The sequence below is a fragment of the Streptomyces rectiverticillatus genome (assembly GCF_013394065.1).
GTDB classification, from domain to species: domain Bacteria; phylum Actinomycetota; class Actinomycetes; order Streptomycetales; family Streptomycetaceae; genus Streptomyces; species Streptomyces rectiverticillatus.
Genome location: NZ_CP040752.1, coordinates 7,320,191 through 7,338,070 on the forward strand (window position 1 = coordinate 7,320,191; position 17,880 = coordinate 7,338,070).

16 protein-coding genes and 2 pseudogenes are annotated in these 17,880 nt (G+C 70.9%); 7 read left to right on the forward strand and 11 right to left on the reverse strand.

Annotated elements, in window-relative coordinates:
* Nucleotides 1-12 precede the first annotated feature (12 nt).
* From FGW37_RS31700 to FGW37_RS31710, 3 genes are all read right to left on the reverse strand, one after another.
* Entirely contained in the window at nucleotides 13-966 is a 954-nt protein-coding gene (locus FGW37_RS31700; protein WP_246430671.1) for an iron-containing redox enzyme family protein, read from the reverse strand.
* Nucleotides 967-1,029: 63 nt separating this feature from the next.
* Complete coding sequence (locus tag FGW37_RS31705) at nucleotides 1,030-1,185, reverse strand: DUF6131 family protein (protein WP_179084222.1); 156 nt, start codon at nucleotides 1,183-1,185, stop codon at nucleotides 1,030-1,032.
* Nucleotides 1,186-1,326: 141 nt separating this feature from the next.
* Complete coding sequence (locus FGW37_RS31710) at nucleotides 1,327-1,764, reverse strand: transporter permease (RefSeq protein WP_179084223.1); 438 nt, start codon at nucleotides 1,762-1,764, stop codon at nucleotides 1,327-1,329.
* A 147-nt stretch (nucleotides 1,765-1,911) separates the two neighbouring features.
* Here FGW37_RS31710 and FGW37_RS31715 point away from each other — a divergent pair, with 147 nt between their 5' ends.
* Nucleotides 1,912-3,873: an eCIS core domain-containing protein gene (locus FGW37_RS31715; protein WP_179084224.1), complete on the forward strand. Its 1,962-nt coding sequence runs from the start codon at nucleotides 1,912-1,914 to the stop codon at nucleotides 3,871-3,873.
* 272 nt (nucleotides 3,874-4,145) lie between these two features.
* Nucleotides 4,146-4,688: an FHA domain-containing protein gene (locus tag FGW37_RS31720; RefSeq protein WP_179084225.1), complete on the forward strand. Its 543-nt coding sequence runs from the start codon at nucleotides 4,146-4,148 to the stop codon at nucleotides 4,686-4,688.
* Nucleotides 4,689-4,737: 49 nt separating this feature from the next.
* Here FGW37_RS31720 and FGW37_RS31725 read toward each other — a convergent pair.
* Both FGW37_RS31725 and FGW37_RS31730 read right to left on the reverse strand, forming a co-directional pair.
* Nucleotides 4,738-5,364, reverse strand: a pseudogene (locus FGW37_RS31725) (dioxygenase family protein); the annotation flags it as partial.
* 120 nt (nucleotides 5,365-5,484) lie between these two features.
* Entirely contained in the window at nucleotides 5,485-6,471 is a 987-nt protein-coding gene (locus FGW37_RS31730) for an AraC family transcriptional regulator (protein WP_179084226.1), read from the reverse strand.
* Nucleotides 6,472-6,632: 161 nt separating this feature from the next.
* On the opposite strand from FGW37_RS31730, the gene FGW37_RS31735 reads away from it, so the two are divergent.
* Together FGW37_RS31735 and FGW37_RS31740 are read left to right on the forward strand one after the other, a co-directional pair.
* A complete protein-coding gene (locus FGW37_RS31735; protein ID WP_246430672.1) occupies nucleotides 6,633-6,956 on the forward strand; it encodes a DUF1540 domain-containing protein in 324 nt (107 codons plus the stop codon).
* Between the two features lie 197 nt (nucleotides 6,957-7,153).
* Nucleotides 7,154-7,627, forward strand: coding sequence for a flagellar hook-length control protein (locus tag FGW37_RS31740; RefSeq protein ID WP_179084227.1), 474 nt, complete (start codon nucleotides 7,154-7,156; stop codon nucleotides 7,625-7,627).
* Between the two features lie 73 nt (nucleotides 7,628-7,700).
* Here the strand turns inward: FGW37_RS31740 and FGW37_RS31745 are convergent, their stop codons facing one another.
* Nucleotides 7,701-9,314 carry a CocE/NonD family hydrolase gene (locus tag FGW37_RS31745; RefSeq protein WP_246430885.1) on the reverse strand — a complete coding sequence of 538 codons (1,614 nt, stop codon included), beginning with the start codon at nucleotides 9,312-9,314 and terminating at the stop codon, nucleotides 7,701-7,703.
* Nucleotides 9,315-9,447: 133 nt separating this feature from the next.
* On the opposite strand from FGW37_RS31745, the gene FGW37_RS31750 reads away from it, so the two are divergent.
* On the forward strand, nucleotides 9,448-10,221 hold the full coding sequence (locus FGW37_RS31750) for a TetR/AcrR family transcriptional regulator C-terminal domain-containing protein (RefSeq protein WP_179084229.1): 774 nt from the start codon (nucleotides 9,448-9,450) through the stop codon (nucleotides 10,219-10,221).
* Nucleotides 10,222-10,346: 125 nt separating this feature from the next.
* Here the strand turns inward: FGW37_RS31750 and FGW37_RS31755 are convergent, their stop codons facing one another.
* The 4 genes and pseudogenes from FGW37_RS31755 to FGW37_RS33935 form a co-directional block, all read right to left on the reverse strand.
* Nucleotides 10,347-11,153 (reverse strand): ABC transporter ATP-binding protein, encoded by an 807-nt coding sequence (locus FGW37_RS31755; RefSeq protein ID WP_179084230.1) that lies wholly within the window; start codon nucleotides 11,151-11,153, stop codon nucleotides 10,347-10,349.
* Nucleotides 11,150-11,959: a prolyl oligopeptidase family serine peptidase gene (locus tag FGW37_RS33655; RefSeq protein ID WP_179084231.1), complete on the reverse strand. Its 810-nt coding sequence runs from the start codon at nucleotides 11,957-11,959 to the stop codon at nucleotides 11,150-11,152. Before FGW37_RS33655 ends, FGW37_RS31755 begins: the two co-directional genes overlap by 4 nt.
* A pseudogene (locus FGW37_RS34325) lies at nucleotides 11,923-12,594 on the reverse strand (class III lanthionine synthetase LanKC N-terminal domain-containing protein); the annotation flags it as partial. The pseudogene FGW37_RS34325 and the gene FGW37_RS33655, both read right to left, overlap by 37 nt.
* Nucleotides 12,595-12,831: 237 nt before the next feature.
* On the reverse strand, nucleotides 12,832-13,593 hold the full coding sequence (locus tag FGW37_RS33935) for an ArsR/SmtB family transcription factor (protein ID WP_179084232.1): 762 nt from the start codon (nucleotides 13,591-13,593) through the stop codon (nucleotides 12,832-12,834).
* Nucleotides 13,594-14,378: 785 nt separating this feature from the next.
* On the opposite strand from FGW37_RS33935, the gene FGW37_RS31770 reads away from it, so the two are divergent.
* On the forward strand, nucleotides 14,379-15,467 hold the full coding sequence (locus tag FGW37_RS31770; protein ID WP_179084233.1) for a mechanosensitive ion channel family protein: 1,089 nt from the start codon (nucleotides 14,379-14,381) through the stop codon (nucleotides 15,465-15,467).
* Nucleotides 15,468-15,821: 354 nt separating this feature from the next.
* Entirely contained in the window at nucleotides 15,822-16,562 is a 741-nt protein-coding gene (locus FGW37_RS31775) for a transglycosylase SLT domain-containing protein (RefSeq protein ID WP_179084234.1), read from the forward strand.
* 105 nt (nucleotides 16,563-16,667) lie between these two features.
* Here the strand turns inward: FGW37_RS31775 and FGW37_RS31780 are convergent, their stop codons facing one another.
* Nucleotides 16,668-17,774 carry a PP2C family protein-serine/threonine phosphatase gene (locus FGW37_RS31780; RefSeq protein ID WP_179084235.1) on the reverse strand — a complete coding sequence of 369 codons (1,107 nt, stop codon included), beginning with the start codon at nucleotides 17,772-17,774 and terminating at the stop codon, nucleotides 16,668-16,670.
* Between the last annotated feature and the right edge of the window lie 106 nt (nucleotides 17,775-17,880).

The window sequence follows — 17,880 nt, forward strand, 5'->3', positions numbered from 1 at the left end:
TGCGTGCAGCCGTCAGAGGGGCCGGCGTACCGCGGAACCACCGTCGCTCCACGCCCCGAGAACGTGCTCGGCGAGACGGTCCTCCAGCCACACGGTGGCGTCGATCCCGAAGACGATGTCGTCCGTCAGCCCCGGATCGTCCGCCTGCAGGCCGCCGATGACCTCATGACGTACCAACTGCTCGTGTACGGCGTCCGCTTCGACGTGTTCGGCGTAGAAGTGACGGGCAGCGGGGCCTGCACCGAGCCTGTCGATCGCCTGGACCAGGCGCCGGGAGGACGGGGACGACGTGATCTCCACGGCCGCGAAGTGCCCGGCCAGCGCACCGCGCAACGACCGGTGCAGCCCCAGCAGTGACATCAGATTCACCACGGCCAGCGTGTGTGCCGTGGCTGCCTCCAGGTAGCGGCCGTACGCCGGGTCGAGGCCGAGTTCGCTCATCGCGGCGGCGAAGAGACCCGCGTGGATGCGGTCGGCCCGCCCGGCGCCGAACTCGTCGTACTCCACGGCCACCAGCCCCGCCTTGGCCCTCCCGGTCAGCCGGGGAATGGCCCAGGCATGCGGGTCCGCTTCCTTGAGCTGGTACAAGGAGCGCAGTGCGAGGTACTCCCGCAGGTGCCGCATCCGGCCCTCGTCACGCAGGAAGTGCGAGACTCCCTCCCCTTCGGTGGGCTCCACCAGCAGGTCCCGCAGCGCGGAAGTGACGTCCGGGTGTGCGGGGACGTCGCGGCGCAGGGCCGCGAGGAACGCCCGCTCCAGCGCTGCGCGCAGCCGGAGCAGCTCCGGGTCCCATTCCCAGGCGTCGTCCACACCGCCGAAGCCTGTGTAGTGCAGCTCGTAGCAGAGGTAGAGGGCGAGGTGGAGATCGTCTCCGTACGGGTCGGAGCTGCGCACAGCGCCGTCGGGAGCAAGGCTCACCCGCCCTCCGGGCTCGCTGCCGAGCGCACCGATCACCGCCTCGGACAAAGCTCCGCGTGCGTCGGGCAGGCTCGGCTCCCTGCCCGCTGTTGCACCCGCCAGGAGCACCGGCTACCAGTAGTGCTTACGTCCGCCGACCGCGTGACCCACTGCGCCGAGGACCCAGAGGACCAGCCCGATGATCAGCAGGATGATGCCGATGGTCCACAGGATCGAGACACCGGTCAGGAACCCGATGATGAGGAGAATGACTCCGAGGACGATCATGGTGTCCTCCGATGTGACGGATACCCCCTGCTTCCTACTATCTTCCCCGGTCGGCCTACGCGCCAGTTGTCCCTGTTTTCCAAGACCTGCGCGGCTTTCCCGGACCTGCTCGCGCGCGCCGGGCAGGGGCGCGAACGGGCCTCACTCCGGCAGGCCGAGCACCATGAGGATGACGATCACCGGCGGGAGCAGCGCACCCCACGCGAAGTACTTGCGTGCCTTGGTGTAGCGCATGCGGCGTGGCAGGAGCCAGGACGTCAGAAGCAGTGCCGGTGTACCGATCACCGTGGTGAACAGGCTGTACTTGACCAGGGCAAGGGTGCCGTCGAGCGCCCGGGAGCAGTTGTCCGGGCCGCAGCTGTCGGTGGCCATGGGAGCGAGCGAGCCGAACAACACGGCCACGGGAATGACCAGCGCCGCGAGCACCGTGGCCCACAAGGGTGCACTCGAGGCGTCGTCGTCGCGATCGGCGGGTCCGCCGGGACGGGCCTTGCGTGTCTGCTCGGCGACATCCGCAGCATTGGCGTCGGCCCACGCCCGCCGCAGCTCGGCATCGTTTCGCGTCCCCTGGTCGTTCATGGGACCAGTGAACCCGCCGCACCGGCAGGCGCGCCTCAGAGCAGGTACTCAGAGTGCGCAGGTGCGCGTACTCATCCGCCGGGCGGAGGGAGCCCGGGAGGTGTCGTCCGCGGTGGCACGTCGCCGGGCCGTGGACATACTGGTGGCATGGCCGAGCACGTGCACCGGACAGGCCGCACCGAGGTGCGCTCGCCGCTGCACCGGCCCGTCATGCTCAGCCGGCCGGGCAGCGTGTACGAGCGGCAGGCCCGGGCCGCCGCAGCCGGCCGCCCGTCGCTGTCGCGTATCGCCCCGACCGCTGCAGGGCATGCGCCCGGGTTCACCCGGTCCTCGGGAAACGCCGCCTGGACCGCCATCGCGAGTGCGCTCGCCTCGCCCGGTCAAGCGCTGGAACCGGGCACGCGGAAGAGGATGGAATCGCACCACGGCTACGACTTCAGCCGGGTACGGGTACACACCGACGCGCGCGCGGATGCCTCTGCGCGGTTGCTTGACGCGGCGGCGTACACGGCCGGACGGCACATCGTCTTCGCCGCCGGCCGCTACCGGCCGGCCACGCCGCCGGGCCGAGCTCTGATCGCCCACGAGCTGTCCCACGTCATCCAGCAGGAGCCGTCGGCACGCCCGGACGGGCCGCTGTATGTGCAGCGCTCCGGCCCGCTGAGCTTCCTCGGTGACGCCGTCGGCTTCGTCGGCGACATCTTCACCCGGGGCCCGGGCGAAGCCTTCTCCCGCATGTTCGGCGAGGGCACGTTTCCGCCCGAGGAACTGCAGCGCTACCTGGGCAAACTGCGCCGCACCGGCAAGCCGGAGGGGGACTACGACAGCGACAACAAGGCACGCGCGGTGGTCGCATTGTGGGCAGGCGGCGACCCCTCCGTCGTGCTCGACCCGCAGCTGAAGAGACTGCTGGTGCGCGACCTGTACGACGGTGTCGTGAGCAAGGGAGACGCCCAGGCGATCCTCACCATTCTGGAGCGCAGCCTCGGGCCCGACCTCACTGCCGTCCTCTCCTCCGGCGGCGTACGGACCAAGGCGCTCCATGACTCCTTCGGCGGGTCCGAACGCGCGCGCCTGGTGCATCTCCTCGACGAGCGGGTCAAAGGGGGCTTCGCCGAGGCCGTGAAGGACCGGGTGGTCCCTTCGGGCGGTGTGAGTGCGGCCCCGTATCTCAATGACGAGACGTTCCGCAAGGAATGGGAGAAGGCCGTGCAGGAAGGGGTCGAGGTGCTCGTGCGGTCCAAGAAGGAAGCACGCGGATGTGCCTTCCCCCGGCCGGGCGAGATGAGGTTCGACACGGAACACTTCACCTCGGCACAGAGGCCTGCGGAAATGGTGCACGGACACGAGCGGCTCGTCCCCACGGCCGCCACTCCCTATGCCGCCGTGGGGCTGCTGTTCCAGCACTTGGAGAGGTGGACGTGCGAGTGCCTGTTCTTCACTCAGCTCGCCCAGCTGTATGCGTGGCGGAAGATGCTGCCGGAGGCGGCGTTCAACGCCAAATTCTCCAAATTCGAGGTCGGAGGCGGCCGCGGAACGCCCATGAAGGCCCTGGAGTCCGATCAGCGCGATGTCAGTGACCCCGCCGGCCTCGAGCAGGCACCGGTCGGCTCGGTCGTGGTGTGGTTCAACAGGAGCGCGCATGCGAAGGGCACCGCATTCGAGTTCGAGCATGCGATCAAGACGTCCCACGGGGTCAAAGGCGAACCGGATAAATACGCTGCCCACCCCTTCGAGGCCGGGCTGCCGGGCGGCGAGACCCGGTGGCAGCTGACGGCCGACGAGATCAAGCGGCGTCTGGCCGAGGAGAACCCGGACTTCCCCTTCCACTTCGGGCTGACGGCCGACGAGGTCAAGGAGCTGGAACGTGACGGGGTGGCTCCGTCGGTCATCACCGCACTGCGGTCGATCGTGGGGCTCGACCGGGTGACCTGGCTGGAGTACTTCGAGGTGCTACCGCGACGGGAGCTGGCCCGGTTGCCGAGGCCTGAAGGGCTGCGCCAGCTCGGCAAGATCCGTGCCCGCGCTCGGAAGCAGCCGGATGCGGGTGCCGCTGAGCAGTACATCGAGCGCGAAATCGAACTTTACAAGATCGAGGTTCCGCGATAGCTGCACGCAACGCCGGATGCCGGCTGCCTCCGGTACGGCGACGCGCAGCTCAGCGAACCGGACTGGCAGATCACCATCGCCGGCATCAACGCACACCGGACCGTAGGACACCACGTGAGATATTCGGCGCTCGTGCTCGATAAACCGACAGCCCGGGAACCGGAGGCGGCGAAGCCACTGACCGCATGGATGCGTGGCGCGATAGCCGCCGAACCACCGGTTGTCGCTTGGTTTTGTGGACAGGGCGGGGCCGAAACCCGAGAATCACCTCTATGACCTCTCCTGAGTTCCGTACGCGCGTGATACGGCCCTCCGAGGCCGATCGGGAGCGGGCCCTGGCGATCCTGCGCGACGGCACCGGCGACGGCAGGCTGTCCCACGACACGTTCATGCGCCGCATGGACCTCGTCCTGACCGCCCGCACCAGCGCCGAGATCGAGCTCGCCATGGCCGATCTCCCCTCCCGCGGACGGTTTTCGGACTTCATCCTGCGTACGGTGAGCCGTCTGTCCGCCTTCGGGGCCCACGTGCGCGGAGCCTGGCGGGGTGCGCGGCTGCCCGGCCTCCGGCTGCCCGAGCCCGGTACGAAGCCGCTGACCATCGGCCGGGCCCCGGTCTCCGACCTGCGCCTGGAGGACGACACGGTCTCCCGCCGCCACGCGGAGCTGCGCTGGCTCGACCACGGCTGGCGCCTGACGGACCTCGGCTCCCGCAACGGCACCTACGTCAACGGCCTGCGCATCGCCGGGTCCGTCCGGGTCGGCCCCGGCGATCACGTCGCATTCGGCGACCTCGGCTTCCGGCTGTCGGTCTGACGGCCGGCCGTCGACCATCGGCTGCCGACCGCCGGCCGCGCTGCTATTTTCCGGGCCCGCCCGTGGTCACCACGAAGTCGAAGGTCGCCTGCTTGGCCGGGCCGGCCTGACGGACGTTCATGAGCAGGGCCGCGTTGAAGAGCGGGTCGGTGGCGTTGCGAGGCTCTCCGGGGAAGTAGAGCTGCGTGGTGAGGAGAGGGCCGCCGGGTGCCTGCACCTTGACGTGGAGGTGACGCGTACGGCCCGGGTAGAGGCCCGGCACGATGGTCGACAGCCTGAACGCTCCCCGGGCGTCCGAGTACTGATGTCCCCTCAGCCGGAAGCCGAGGCTGTCGTACGCGCCTGCGTCGTCGGCCTGCCAGAAGTCCAGCAGGGCGTGCGCGACGGGGCGGCAGGTCGGTCCGAAGACGTAGCCCTCGACCGTGAGCCGCGTGCCCCGCGTCCCCGGCTCCAGCAGCGAAGCGCGCTCGGGGGAGTCGGGCTTGAAGTAGGGGCCTTCGATCTGCGGCGGCGTGGGGTCGTCCCCGTCGTCGCAGAAGGGCGTCGGCCGGAGGGGCGCGTCCGAGGGCCGGTGATCCCGGGCTAGGGCCACGCCGCCACCGAGCAGCGCGGGCAGGGGCACCGCCACGAGTGCCGCCTTGAGCAGGGTCTTGCGACTGACCGTCCGCCGACCCATGGACTCCGCGTTTCCGGTGTGCCCGGTGTGCCCGGTGTCTCCGGCGACGCCGGTGTCTCCACTGCGGGCGTGATCGTCCGTCATGGTCCGCCTCCTGGGGTGAGTGACTCACCGACGAACCTAGGGAGGCGGGCCCTGCGGATCGATGGACTCCGCTGGGCAAACATGGTGATTCCCCTGGCCTACGCGGGGGGCCTGACTCTCCGGCTCCTCCGTCACCGCCCTGCGGCGGAAGTCCCCGGGGCTGAGGCCGGTCTCGCGCCGGAAGAAGCGGCAGAAGTACGCGGGATCGGTGAAGCCCACCCGCCGGGCGACCTGGCCGACACCTAGAGAGGAACCGGCCAGCAACCGCTTCGCCTCCAGCGTCCGGGCCGCGCGGATCAGCTCGCCGGGCGTACGGCCGGTGGCTTGTTTGACGGCCTCGTTCAGATAGCCGACGGAGACGCCGATGCGCGCCGCGCAGGCCCCGACCGACCGCTCGGCACCCGAGGTCTCGGTGAGCAGCAGGCCGAATTCCCGCGCCACGTCCGCGGCCCGGCCGGCTGCGGCGTCGGGTCTTCGTGCGCCGGGCAGGCGCAGGGCGCGTACGAGCAGTATGTGCAGGTACGCCTCCAGCACGGAGGCGTAGCCGTCCGCCTTCGCAGTGAACTCGGCTGCCATGGCCCGGATGAGCGAGCCGACGCCCGCGGCGTCGCTGTCCCCGCCGGAGGGCGCGGCGGGAAGCCGGAGCCAGTGCTGCTCCGCGAGTGCGCGCAGCAGCTGCCGGTCGCCGGGGCGTGCCAGCAGGAAGTCCTCGGTGAACAGCGTCAGGACGCCGCGCAGGCCCGACACCTGCTCCCAGTAGTGCACCTGCCCGGGCAGGATGACGCACAGGTGGGGAGGGCTCAGGGGCTTGCGGACGAGGTCGACGATGTGGGCGCCCGAGCCGCCGGTCACGTAGACGATCTCGTAGAAGGTGTGCCGGTGCGGGTAGCCCGCCCGGGAGTCGGGGCCGAGGGCGTCGAAGGAGCCCATGGCGAACGGCGGTACCTGTGGCGGTGCGACCTGCAGACGGTGCAGGGGAAGCGGGTCGGCGTGCTGCACCGGGCCGCGTGCCTGTGTCGTCATGTCGCTCCGCCTCCGTCCCGTACGGCCGATCCACGGCCAGCTGACCCCGTGGCGTGCGGCCCGGTCAAGGGGTCGGTCGCGGGCTCCGGCGGCACGGCTCCCGCTTCCGGGTGAACGGACCGGATCACCGGTGTCACCGTCCGGTGCCCGAGGAAGGCGTCGTGGGAACAGACCAGGGGCGCCGTGCCGAGGAGAACGCCGTGGAAATGCCGCAGGTGAGCGTATGTCAGGTGGACGAGTGCGCCTACAACCAGAACAGCGCCTGCCACGCACTGGCCATCACGGTGGGCGACGCGACGCACGCCCACTGCGACACGTACTTCGTCTTCCCGTCCAAGGGCGGCGACGCCTCCGCCGTCGGCCGGGTCGGTGCCTGCAAGATGTCCGGGTGCCTGCACAACGTCGGCCTCGAATGCCAGGCGCCTGGCATCACTGTGGCCTCCCTGGGGCCCTCGGCGGACTGCCTGACGTACACGGCGAGATAGCCCGGGCAGGGCCGAGCCGTGTGCAGCCGCCTCCCGGGCGGTGTCCGGTTCCACCCTTGGAGGTTCCGTGAAGAGCGTGGAGAATCCCCACCGTTACGCCATCGCATCTCATGTCACGTCAGTGAGGAGAAGCCATGCGCTCGGTGAAGACGGCCCTCGCTCTCGGTGTTGCGGCCTTGGCCGCGGCAGGGAGCATCGTGACCCCGGCTGCAGCCGCAACTCCCTCCGGGGAGGCCAACGGCAAGGCCATGACCTGGACCCTGCTCGCGGACGGCCCCGGCGGCACCGTGCAGGTGGGCGGCGGCCCCCTGAGCAATCCGTACCAGGGTGACACCGCCACGACCACGGCCCTGCCGGTCCTCTGCCTGAGAGTCGACGGCTCGCCGGCCCCCGCCGGCATCACGCCCGGTTTCTACGCGGGCTGGGCGCGCGGCACGGTTGCGGCCACCAATCCGATCCGCGGCACCCGCCTGACCAGCCGCGCGGTCGCCGACGGAGTGTGCGCGAACAACTTCGGAACGGGCTGGCGCATGGCCGAGTTCCACGACGGCAGATACGGTCCCAACCTGGAGAGTTCGGGGGGCTGGAGCTACTGGGCCTACGGGGACGTCCCGGCCGGCACCCGCTTCTGGACGGCCATCAACGACCAGCCGGCCAACCCCTGGAACTGACGCGCCTGCTCCGTCCGCGGCGGGCGAATCCGTGGCACCGCTCGCCGCTCACTGCTCGCCGCTCACCGCGCACCTAAGCCGCCCGAGGAAGAACCAGCGCCGAGCCCTCGTGCAGCGTGATCCGGACCGGCGTGAGCCCTGTGGCCTCGGCCCGCGGCTCCCCGGTGCCGGGGTTGCGGGCGAAGCGCGGATGCGCGCCTCCGCTGATCTGGAGGCGGATGCGGTGACCGGCGGCGAAGCGGTGGGCGGTCGAGCTCATCGGCACGGTGACCTCCGCCGGGGCCTGCCCGGCGGTCCGCAGCGGGATCAGCCCGTCGCAGAGGTTGAGGGAACGGCCTTGCGCGTCCACGTCGCAGAGGCGGGCGAAGACATCGGCGTAGCCGGTGTCCGTGGAGATACGCAGCCGCGCGGAGACCGGGCCGAGGACGTCGACGGGCACGGTCAGCGGCGCGCTGGTGAACGTCACGACGTCGTCGCGCGCTTCCAGCGCCTTGTTGTCGCGGGGCCCGGCGCCGCGGGAGAGCAGGGGCCCGCCCAGGGAGGGAGTGGGGTCGGCGGGGTCGTAGCGGAAGGTCCTCAGGGGCGCGGATTCCCCCGGGGTCCGACGGGTGTCATCCCGGGCGAGGTGCCTGTCCGCGGCGGGGAACCAGGCCGTCGTCATGCCGGGCGCCGGCGGCCAGTCGTCGAGGTCCCGCCACGTGCCGTCGCCGTCGCCGCCGACGTGCACGCGCACGGGTGCGGGGCGCAGGTCGGCGGGGTCGTCGCACAGGTGCGCGCGCAGCCAGGCGAGGCTCTGGGAGAAGACCTCGGGCCACCCCTGCTGAAGTGCGGAGGTGTGGGTCCAGGGGCCGACCAGCAGGGAGGTTTCGCATCCGGCCCTGCGCAGCCGGGCGTATTGCTCGAAGGTCTGGTCGGCCAGGGCGTCGTGCCATCCGGTGATCAGGCCGGTGGGCACGCTCAGCCGCTCCGCGGCCTCTCCCAGGGACGCGCCGTCCCAGTACGGGTCGCCGGCGTCCGGGTGCGTCATCACGTCGTCCAGCCAGGGCACCTCTCCGAGGGCGGGCACGTGCGCCCCGCGCAGCGGCCGCGCGGTGGTGATCTCGCGCAGGCGCCGCTGCAGGCGTAGTGCCGCCCTCACGAACGGGACCATCCCCCGGTGCTGGTACGTCATGCCGACGCCGACGGTGAGGGCGTTCTCCAGGCGGAGCGCGCCGTCCGCGTGGAAGAGGGCATAGGGGTCGTGCAGGCCGACCTGGACCACCATCGCCTTGAGCTCCGGCGGCGGGTCCAGGGCGAGGGCCCACTGCACGTAGCCGAGGTAGCTGGGTCCGACGGTGCCCAGGGTTCCGGTGAACCAGGGCTGTTCCCGCAGCCAGGACACCGCGGCCCGGCCGTCGGCGGCCTCATTGCGCCACAGGTCGAACCGGCCGCCCGAGCCGCCGGTGCCGCGGCAGCTCTGCAGGACCACGTGGAAGCCCTGTTCGGCGAAGAGCATCCCGTACATCGGTGACCACGGCAGACCCCTGCCGTAGGGCGAACGCACGAGCAGGGTGGGAAAGTCGCCCTCCGTACGGGGGAAGTAGTGGTCGGTGCGCAGAGGGCTGCCGTCCGCGGCCGGCACCGCGAGCCCCGGTTCCCAGCCGACGTCGTGCTGTGCGGCCGGCAGGCCGCGCCATGTCGCCCTCATCAGCCGGGAGCTGAGCGGCGGCTTCCCGGGCGGCCCGGCCCAGACGGTCCTCGGCGCGGCATCGTGCGCATGCGGTGTCATCGTGTTCCCCTCCATCATTTACGTACAGTGTACGAGAATAGGGGATGCTTGGATGGTTTCCGCAAGTCGCAGTGGTGAGGAGAGGAGCGAGGAGAACGTGACCCGTGGAGACGGCAACGGCTCAGCCGGAGTCGACCCGCAGCAGCTCTGGCTGAGCCCCGGCCGGTCCGGCAGAGGCCGCAAACCGGCCTTCAGCCGCCAGGCGATCACGGCCGCAGCCGTCGCCCTGGCCGACGCCGAAGGGCTGGAAGCGGTCACCATGCGGCGCGTCGCCGCCCAGGTCGGGGCCGGCGTCATGTCGCTCTACAACTACGCACCCGACAAGGAGACCCTGCTGGAACTGATGGTCGACCACGTCAGCGGTGAGCTCCCGACCACGGATCCCCTCACCGGAGACTGGCGCGCCGACCTCAAGGCCATCGGCCACCTGCAGCGCGCCCTCATGCTCCGGCACCCCTGGCTCCCCGCCGCGCTGTCCGCCCGCCGGTCCCTCGGCCCCCACACGCTGGCCTTCCTGGAACGCGCACTCGCCGCCCTGCGGCCGACCCGGCTGGACGGCGCCGCGAAGCTGGAGGTCTTCGCCCAGCTCACCGGATTCGTCGCCGCGCACGTCGCCCACGAGATCGCGCAGGCCGCGACCGCGCAGTCACCGGACCGGGCCGCGGCCGAAGCCCGCTACCTCGCCGCCGTCGCCGCGGACGGCCACCACCCCGAGCTCGCGGAAGCCCTCGCCGCGCCCGGACGGCCCCTTACCCCCGAGGCCACCTTCACGCGTTTCCTCGACCGCCTGATCGACGGCCTCGACGCGGACCCGGACACCGACTGAGGCAGCGCTTGTTCAACGATCCGCGCCCGTACATCCGCCACGAGGCACTGATGTCGCCATTCCTCCCCGCCCGCGTGCCGGCCGGCCGCGCGGCACCCGGCGAGGACGAGAACGCGGGAGTCCGGTCACAGGTTGTTGAAGCGCTTCATCCGGTCCAGGATCTGGTCGGCGTTCGGGTGGTGGAGTTCGTCGGTGATGCGGCCGTCGGCCAGGAAGACGACGCGGTCGGTGGAGGCGGCGGCCGCGGGGTCGTGGGTGACCATGATGATGGTCTGCCCCATGTGGTGGGTCAGGTGGGCGAGGAGGGAGAGGACTTCGGCGCTGGTGGGGGTGTCGAGGTTGCCGGTGGGTTCGTCCGCGAAGACGATGTCGGGCCGCCCGGCGAGGGCCCGGGCGCAGGCGACGCGCTGCTGCTGCCCGCCGGACAGTTCTCCGGGGCGGTGGCCGAGCCGGTCCGTGAGCCCGAGAGTGGTGACGACCTGATCGAGCCACTGCCGGTCCGGGCGCCGGCCGGTGATGGCCAGGGGCAGGGTGATGTTCTCCGCCACGGTCAGGGCGGGCAGGAGGTGGAACGCCTGGAAGATGAACCCGATCCGTTCCCTGCGCAGGCGGGTCAGTTGCCGCTCGGAGAGGCCGGCCAGGTCGGTGTCGCCGATGAGGGCCCTTCCGGACGTGGGCGTGTCCAGTCCTGCGAGGCACTGCATGAGCGTGGATTTGCCCGACCCGGAGGGGCCCATGATGGCGGTGAAGTGCCCCTGCTGGAACGACACGTTCACGCTGTCGAGCGCCGCGACGCGGCGTGCTCCGCTGCCGTACACCTTGGCGAGGTCCACCGCGGAGGCTGCCGGCGGGGCTGCCGGCGGATGGTGTGCGTAGGGCTCATGTACGTAGGGCTGGCGTGCCGGGCCGTGGCGCAGGTGTGCCCAGGTCATGCGGTGCTCCTCGAGGACGGTACGGGTGCGGTCGGCTGCCGGAGCGCCCGGAGCGCGGAGGGCGCGTTCACGTCGGTGGTCGGCGAGGGCGGGTTCGGTCTCGTGGGTGCGGTGAGGCCGGTGCGGGTGGCGAGGAGGGCAAGGACGCGGGCGCTGAGGGCCGTGGCGGCGGTGCCGGTGCGCCCGTGGTGGCCGGTGCCGGGCTGGTGGTCCAGGAGGACGGGCCGCCGGCCGGCGGTCGCCTCCTGGAGCGCGGCGCAGAGTTTCCAGGCGTGCCAGGGAGGGACTCGTACGTCGTTGCCCCCGGTGATCAGGAGCGTGGCCGGGTAGGACTCGCCGGGCCGTACGTGGTGGTAGGGCGAGTACGCCAGGAGCGCTGCGAGCGCGGCCGGGTCGGCGGGATCCCCGTACTCGTCGTGCCACAGACGGCCCAGGCCGCCGCCTGAGGTGTAGCGGGCCATATCGGTGAGGGGCGCGGCGCAGGCGACGGCCGAGAAGAGGCGGGGGGCGCGGAGCACGGCTGCGGCCAGCACCAGGCCGCCGTTGCTGGCGGCCAGGCCGGCGAGCTGTCCCGGGTCCGCCTCGCCCTGGTCGACGAGGGCGCGTGCGGCTGAGCACAGGTCGTCGATGGTGCGTGCGGCCGGGCCTCCTTGAGGACGACTTGTCCGCCGCAGCCATCGGCCGCGAGGTAGACGCCCCCGCCGTTGGAGAAGTGGAGCGCTTTGCGGACCTCGTAGCCGCCCAGTGAAGCGGATGCTCCCTCGGCCGCCGGCTGCTCCGCGAGGAAGTCCGGGACGCCGGCCCACGGAGGGACGGTGAAGACCGGGCGGCGGGGGTCGGGCACGAGCTTCCCCTGAGGGGTGCGCATCGCGGGGACCCGTGTGCCGTCGGCGAGTTCGCACCACATCAGCGCGAAGGCTCCGTAGCGGACCGACACCGGGCCGTCGTTCCAGCGCCGGTCGGAGAGCACGTAGGGCCCGGGCCGCCCGCGCATCGCCGTCTCGAGCTCCTCCAGAGCCGTGCGCAGCTCCTCCGTGGTCCGGGGATAGACGGTCACGGCCTTGCCGCTTGCGGCCCGGTGGGCGTACTTGGTGTTCATCGCGGCGACGATCTGCCGGCTGCGCAGGAACTTCCACGGCAGCCCCAGCCGCCGGCAGACGTTCCAGGCCGCCTCTATCGTCTCCTCGGCGGCGCCGGGCGTCGCACTCACGTGGATCTTCCAGCCCTGCTCCGGCAGCTTTGCGGCGTCACCGGGCGTCAGGAATTCCCATACGCCCTGGTGTTCCCGCCGCCATCCCTCCGGGAGTTCCCGCACGGCGAGGGAGAACCGGGAATCCGAATCCTGGCAGCGGTCCAGCGGCTCGTACCACGTGGAATCTGCAATGGTGTACGCCTCGTACCTCGGATCCATGGTGCCCTCCCGCCGTGCTGCAGGCGGCATCTCTTATGCCGTCGTCAATTGTCTGAAAGGGAATGCTTTTCCGTTCCGCTACGAGAATCCTGCACCCGCTCGCCACCGCCCGGCAATTGGCGTAAGTCCATGCTTAACCGGAGATCTACCATCCGGTAATGCGTGGGGCCGGGCAGCCCGGATCCGCGTCGTCAAGCGATTTCCGTTGAATGCCGGAGAGTTGCGGGTACCCGGCCGGACAGGCGCGGTATCCGTAACGCATGGGCATCACAGTGCCACCGCAGCCGCGGGCGCCCGTCTGTCCCGGACCTGCGGCAACGCCGCCCCGTGCAGCGCCGCCCCGTGCAGCGCCGGTTCCGCCGGGTGCCGTTCCGCCACGTGCCTTTCAGCCGGGTGCCGTTCCGCCGCCTCGCCCCGCAACAGGAGGTGGCCGAGACGGGTGACGGTGTGGATCGCATGGCTGCGGTTGCGGCGCGTCGCGACCAGGCCGGCGGCCCGCAGGACGGCCATGTGCTGACTCACCGCGGCCGCGGACACGCCCAGCCGTTGGGCCAGCTCGGCATTGGTGCAGCCCTCGCGCAGCGCGCGCAGCGCGGCCGCTCTGGTCCGTCCGACCAGGGCGGCGAGGCTGTCCGCCCCGCACTGTGCACCGGCTGCCCGTCCGCCGCCCAGCAACCGCGTGAGCTCCTCCGGCCCCGGACGGTCGGGAAACACCAGGACAGGGGCACGGCGCGCGCCCTGCCGAGCCGGCGGGAGCACATGCCCTGCGCGCTGCAGGAACAGGGACGGAGCCAGCACCAGCCCGCTGCCGTCCAGCTCCCTCTCTCCGGAACGTACGCCCGCGATCTCCAAGGCCGGTGCGTTCCAGCGGATTCCCGGACCCAGCGAGTCCAGCAGCACTTCCACGCCGTCACGGCACATGATGTCCCGCAGGGTGTCCCGGACCTCGCCGAGATAGGCACGGATCCGCCCCCAGTGCGGTGCGACGGCCATCTGCTGGAAGTCCTGGACCGCGGAATGCACGGACACGGCGGTAACTCCGGCCCCGTTCGGGGGGACCATGGTGTGGCGTCCCCCGCCCGTACACAATTCCAGCAGCTTTCCCGGGCCGCCCGGAAGGCGGATCAGCGTCGCGACCCGTTCCATTCTCGGATCGGCCCGGCGGCCGCCCCCGCACACCCCTTGCCGCCATGCGCGAAAACCCTCTCCACGGCCTTCCCGGAGCGCCTCCAGGGCGAACAAGGCCTCCATGGAAAGGAGATCCGATTCACTGATCCTCACGCGTGCCAGATCGTCGACCGACAAAATGATGCGATACATGAAGAGCGGCCCCCGCAGCGATCGGCTCCGCCTGGATGCGCGGCGACGTCCCGGTGCCGGCGGACGGAGCGTTGGCCAATGCTGATGTGCATGGTTCCCGGCTCCCGGGTCGCACGGGGGATGGATAATCGAGTCCGTCACATCAGCGACGGGCACCGGAAAACGCCACGGTGACCTCCTGCCGCCGCTTGCGCACCCCTCCGTCCGCCCGGTCGGAGATCCCTCTCGACACCTCGCTCCCCACGCGCCGCTGAGCTGCTCCTTCCGCCCTCAGGACGGGGTTCGCTGACGGGGCGTCGGAACCGCCACCCGGGCGTGCAGGCGTGAAACGGGCGTGGTGCAGGATGACTTCTCGCGCCGGGTCACTGCCATGGCCCGGCGCGAGCACGATCCGTCGGGACAGACAGGTACAAGGTGACGAATCATTACTCCGGCCTTCCGGCGACGGCGCACGACGCCGCCGCTCCCTCCTCCGCAGGGCGGGGAGGTCACCGGTGAACCGGGATCTGACACTGCATGACATCATCGTCGCCGGCATCGCCGTCGCCGCGGGCCTGGCCGTCGCCCTCGTGCTGCGGGTGATCCTGCGCTGGCTCGGCGTGCGTGCCCTCAGAACCCGCTGGCAGGGCGACGACCTCATCGTCGACGTGCTGCGCACGCTCGCGCCCGGGTGCGCGGTCGCGGCCGGCGTGGCGGCGGCCGCCGGAGCCCTCCCGCTGACCCGCCAGGTCGGCCACGTCGTCGACGAGGTGCTGATGGCCGCCATCGTCCTCATCGCGACGTTCACCGCCGCCCGGGTGATCAGCGGACTGGTGCGCTCCATGGCGCAGTCCAGATCGGGCGTGGCCGGATCGGCCACCATATTCGTGAACATCACGCGCATCGCGGTCCTGGCGATGGGCTTCCTCGTCATGCTGGAAACCCTCGGCATATCCATCGCCCCGCTGCTCACCGCCCTCGGCGTCGGCGGCCTGGCGATCGCCCTGGCCCTGAAGGACACCTTGGCCAACCTCTTCGCGGGCGTGCACATCCTCGTCTCGAAGACGGTCCAGCCGGGCGACTACATACGGCTCAGCAGCGGTGAGGAGGGCTACGTCCGCGACATCAACTGGCGCATCACGGTGGTCGAGCAGCTCAACAACAACCTGGTCATCATCCCGAACGCCAAGCTCGCCGGCACGAATATGACCAACTTCAGCCGGCCCGAGCAGAAGCTGTCCGTCACGGTGCAGGTGGGCGTCGGCTACGAAAGCGACCTGGAGCGCGTCGAGCGGATCACCGTCGAGGTAGCCGAGAGCGTGATGAAGGACGTCGACGGCGCCGTCCCCGACCACGAGCCTGCCGTGCGGTTCCACACGTTCGGGGACTCCCGGATCGGCTTCACGGTGATCCTCGGGGTCGGCGAGTTCAGCGACAAGTACCGCATCAAGCATGAATTCATCAAGCGCCTGCACCAGCGCTACCGCGCCGAGGGCATCCGCATCCCCGCTCCGGCGCGGACCGTCTCCCTGCAGCAGGCCGCGGAGCCGACCACGGAAACCACGATCCCGCACCCCCGCGCGTCCCTCGACCAGGCCTCCTGAGCGCGCCGGAGCCCCCGGAGCCCCCGGAGCCTCCGAGGCCCCCGGAATCCGCTGACGCTGTGCGTATTCGTGCTTGCTTTGTGTTGTTTCGGGGGTGGTGGCGTGTGAGGCCGCGCATGAGGCCTGGATCACTTACGAATCCGGTTAGTGGACAGCCGTGGGTGAATGCGGGGGCAGGGCGGATATTCGCGGGTCGGCAATGAAGGGGCGTAGTAGGTCACAGCCCTTGTCAGGGGTTTTCGCCGCCGCTAACAATTGCGGGGTCGCTGGGCGCCGTCGACCGAGAAACGGCGCTTGATTTCTGCGCCGCTTCAGGGCCGGGCGACATCCGCGATTGGAAGGTTCAGCTCACTCATGCGCTCCACCGTCTCCGCTTATAGCCGTCTGCCGAAGATTCACAAGTTCTCTGTCGCCGGTATTGCCGCGACCGGTGCCGCTGTCGTCGCGGTGGCCGTCGCCCCGCACGCTTTCGCCGCTGACACGCACGCTGCCCCGGTCGCTGCCGCTGCTGCTGTGGTGAAGCCGGTGGCGTGGAGTGCCGAGGCTTTCGGTGAGACGCAGCAGGCCGAGCTGGACCAGCACGCCGACGCTGCCGCCAAGGCCGGCGCGGATGCTGCTGCGAAGGTGAAGGTGGACGCGGAGCGGGCGGCCGAGCAGGCCGCCAACCGTTCCACCGAGCGCAAGGCCATCGCCGCCAAGCCCGCCGCCCCGGCGAAGCCCGCCGCCAAGCCTGCTGCTCCGGCTAAGCCTGCCGCCCCGGCGAAGAAGGCGTATGCCGACAATCTTGACGGCTGGATCAACGAGTCCCTGGACATTCTGCGGGCGAAGGGCATTCCGGCTTCGTACGAGGGCATCAAGAAGAACGTGCTGCGTGAGTCGACCGGTAACCCGCGTGCGATCAACGACTGGGACGTCAATGCTGTGAACGGTGTTCCGTCGAAGGGTCTGCTGCAGGTGATCGACCCGACGTTCAAGGCGTACCACGTCGAGGGCACCTCCTGGGACATCTACGACCCGGTCGCCAATATCACCGCTGCGTGTAATTACGCCGCTGACAAGTACGGCTCCATGGACAACGTCAACTCCGCCTACTGATCAGCGCACGACTTTAGTTCCACCCCGCATTCCGCCGAGGGCGGTGGCGCCCCGTACCCAGGGGCCGCCACCGCCCTCGCCGCATACCCGGGGTCCGGGGGGCGGTCACGCCGGGCTGCGCCGGATGGCGACCAGGGCGACGTCGTCGTCGAGGGCCCCGCCGGCGTGGGCGAGCAGGTCCTGGCGGATGCGATGGATCAGGCGCTGCGGTTCGCGTTCGTTCCAGGAGGCCAGGCGCTCGGCGAGGGGGTAGAACGTGCCGTGGGGGCCGCGGGCCTCGATGACCCCGTCGGTGTAGAGCAGGAGGAGATCGCCGTCGCGGAAGGCGAAGGCCTCGGGTACGTAGTCGTCCTCCGTCGTGGGTGCGCCCAGGCCGAAGGGCAGGTCGGGGTCGGAGACCGCCAGGGTGACCACCTCGCCGTCGCGGACGATCAGCGGAGGCGGATGGCCGCAGCTGATGACGTGGACCAGAGGCTGGTCGTCGGGGATCTCCAGCACGGCCGCGGTCACGAAGCTCTCGCCCGCCGCGAGCTCGTCGGCGGGCTCCTCCGCGTCCCAGTAGACGGTGTTGTGCAGGTGGGCGACGAGGCGGGGGAGGGGCGGGAAGCGGTGGGCGGCGGCGCGGAAGGCGCCGAGGAGCAGGGCGGCGTCCCCGACGGCGGTCAGGCCTTTGCCGCGGCAGTCCCCGATCATGACGCGGGTCGCGCCGCGGGCGCGGACGGCCGCGTAGAGGTCTCCGCCGATCTGCGCCTCGGCCTCGGCCGCCGCGTACTCCGAGGCCAGCTCCAGGGGGCCGATGCGTGAGGGAAGGGGCTTGAGCAGGACCTTCTGCGCGACGTCGGCGATCCACCAGGCCCGGTCCAGGGCCTGTTCGTGGCGCTCGCGCAGGGCGCGGAAGGCGACGATGAAGCAGACGGCCAGGAACAGGGCCGCGGTCTGGGTCTGGTGGTCGGCGGTCGTGATCCGGCCGAAGAAGAACCCGAGGGCGATCTGGGCGCCCACGGCCAGGGCGCCGATGAAGGCGGTCAGCCGCTTGCCGCCGAAGGTCGCGGTGAGGGCGGGGGCGGCTACCAGCAGGGGGCCGAGGTGGATGTCGGGGCCGGTCACCAGGTCGACCACCACGATGACGGCGATGAGCACCACCGGGGCGGCAATCAGCGCGCGCCGGGGTCCCGTGGGGCCGGGGCCTGCCGGAAGGAACTGAATGCGCATGCCCCTTGCTTACCTCCCCGCCCCCTCCGTGCAGCTCCTGCGACACGGGCCGGATGCGCAGAGGCCCACCGGGCGCGACGGGACCGGTTTCCGGAACCGCGTCCCG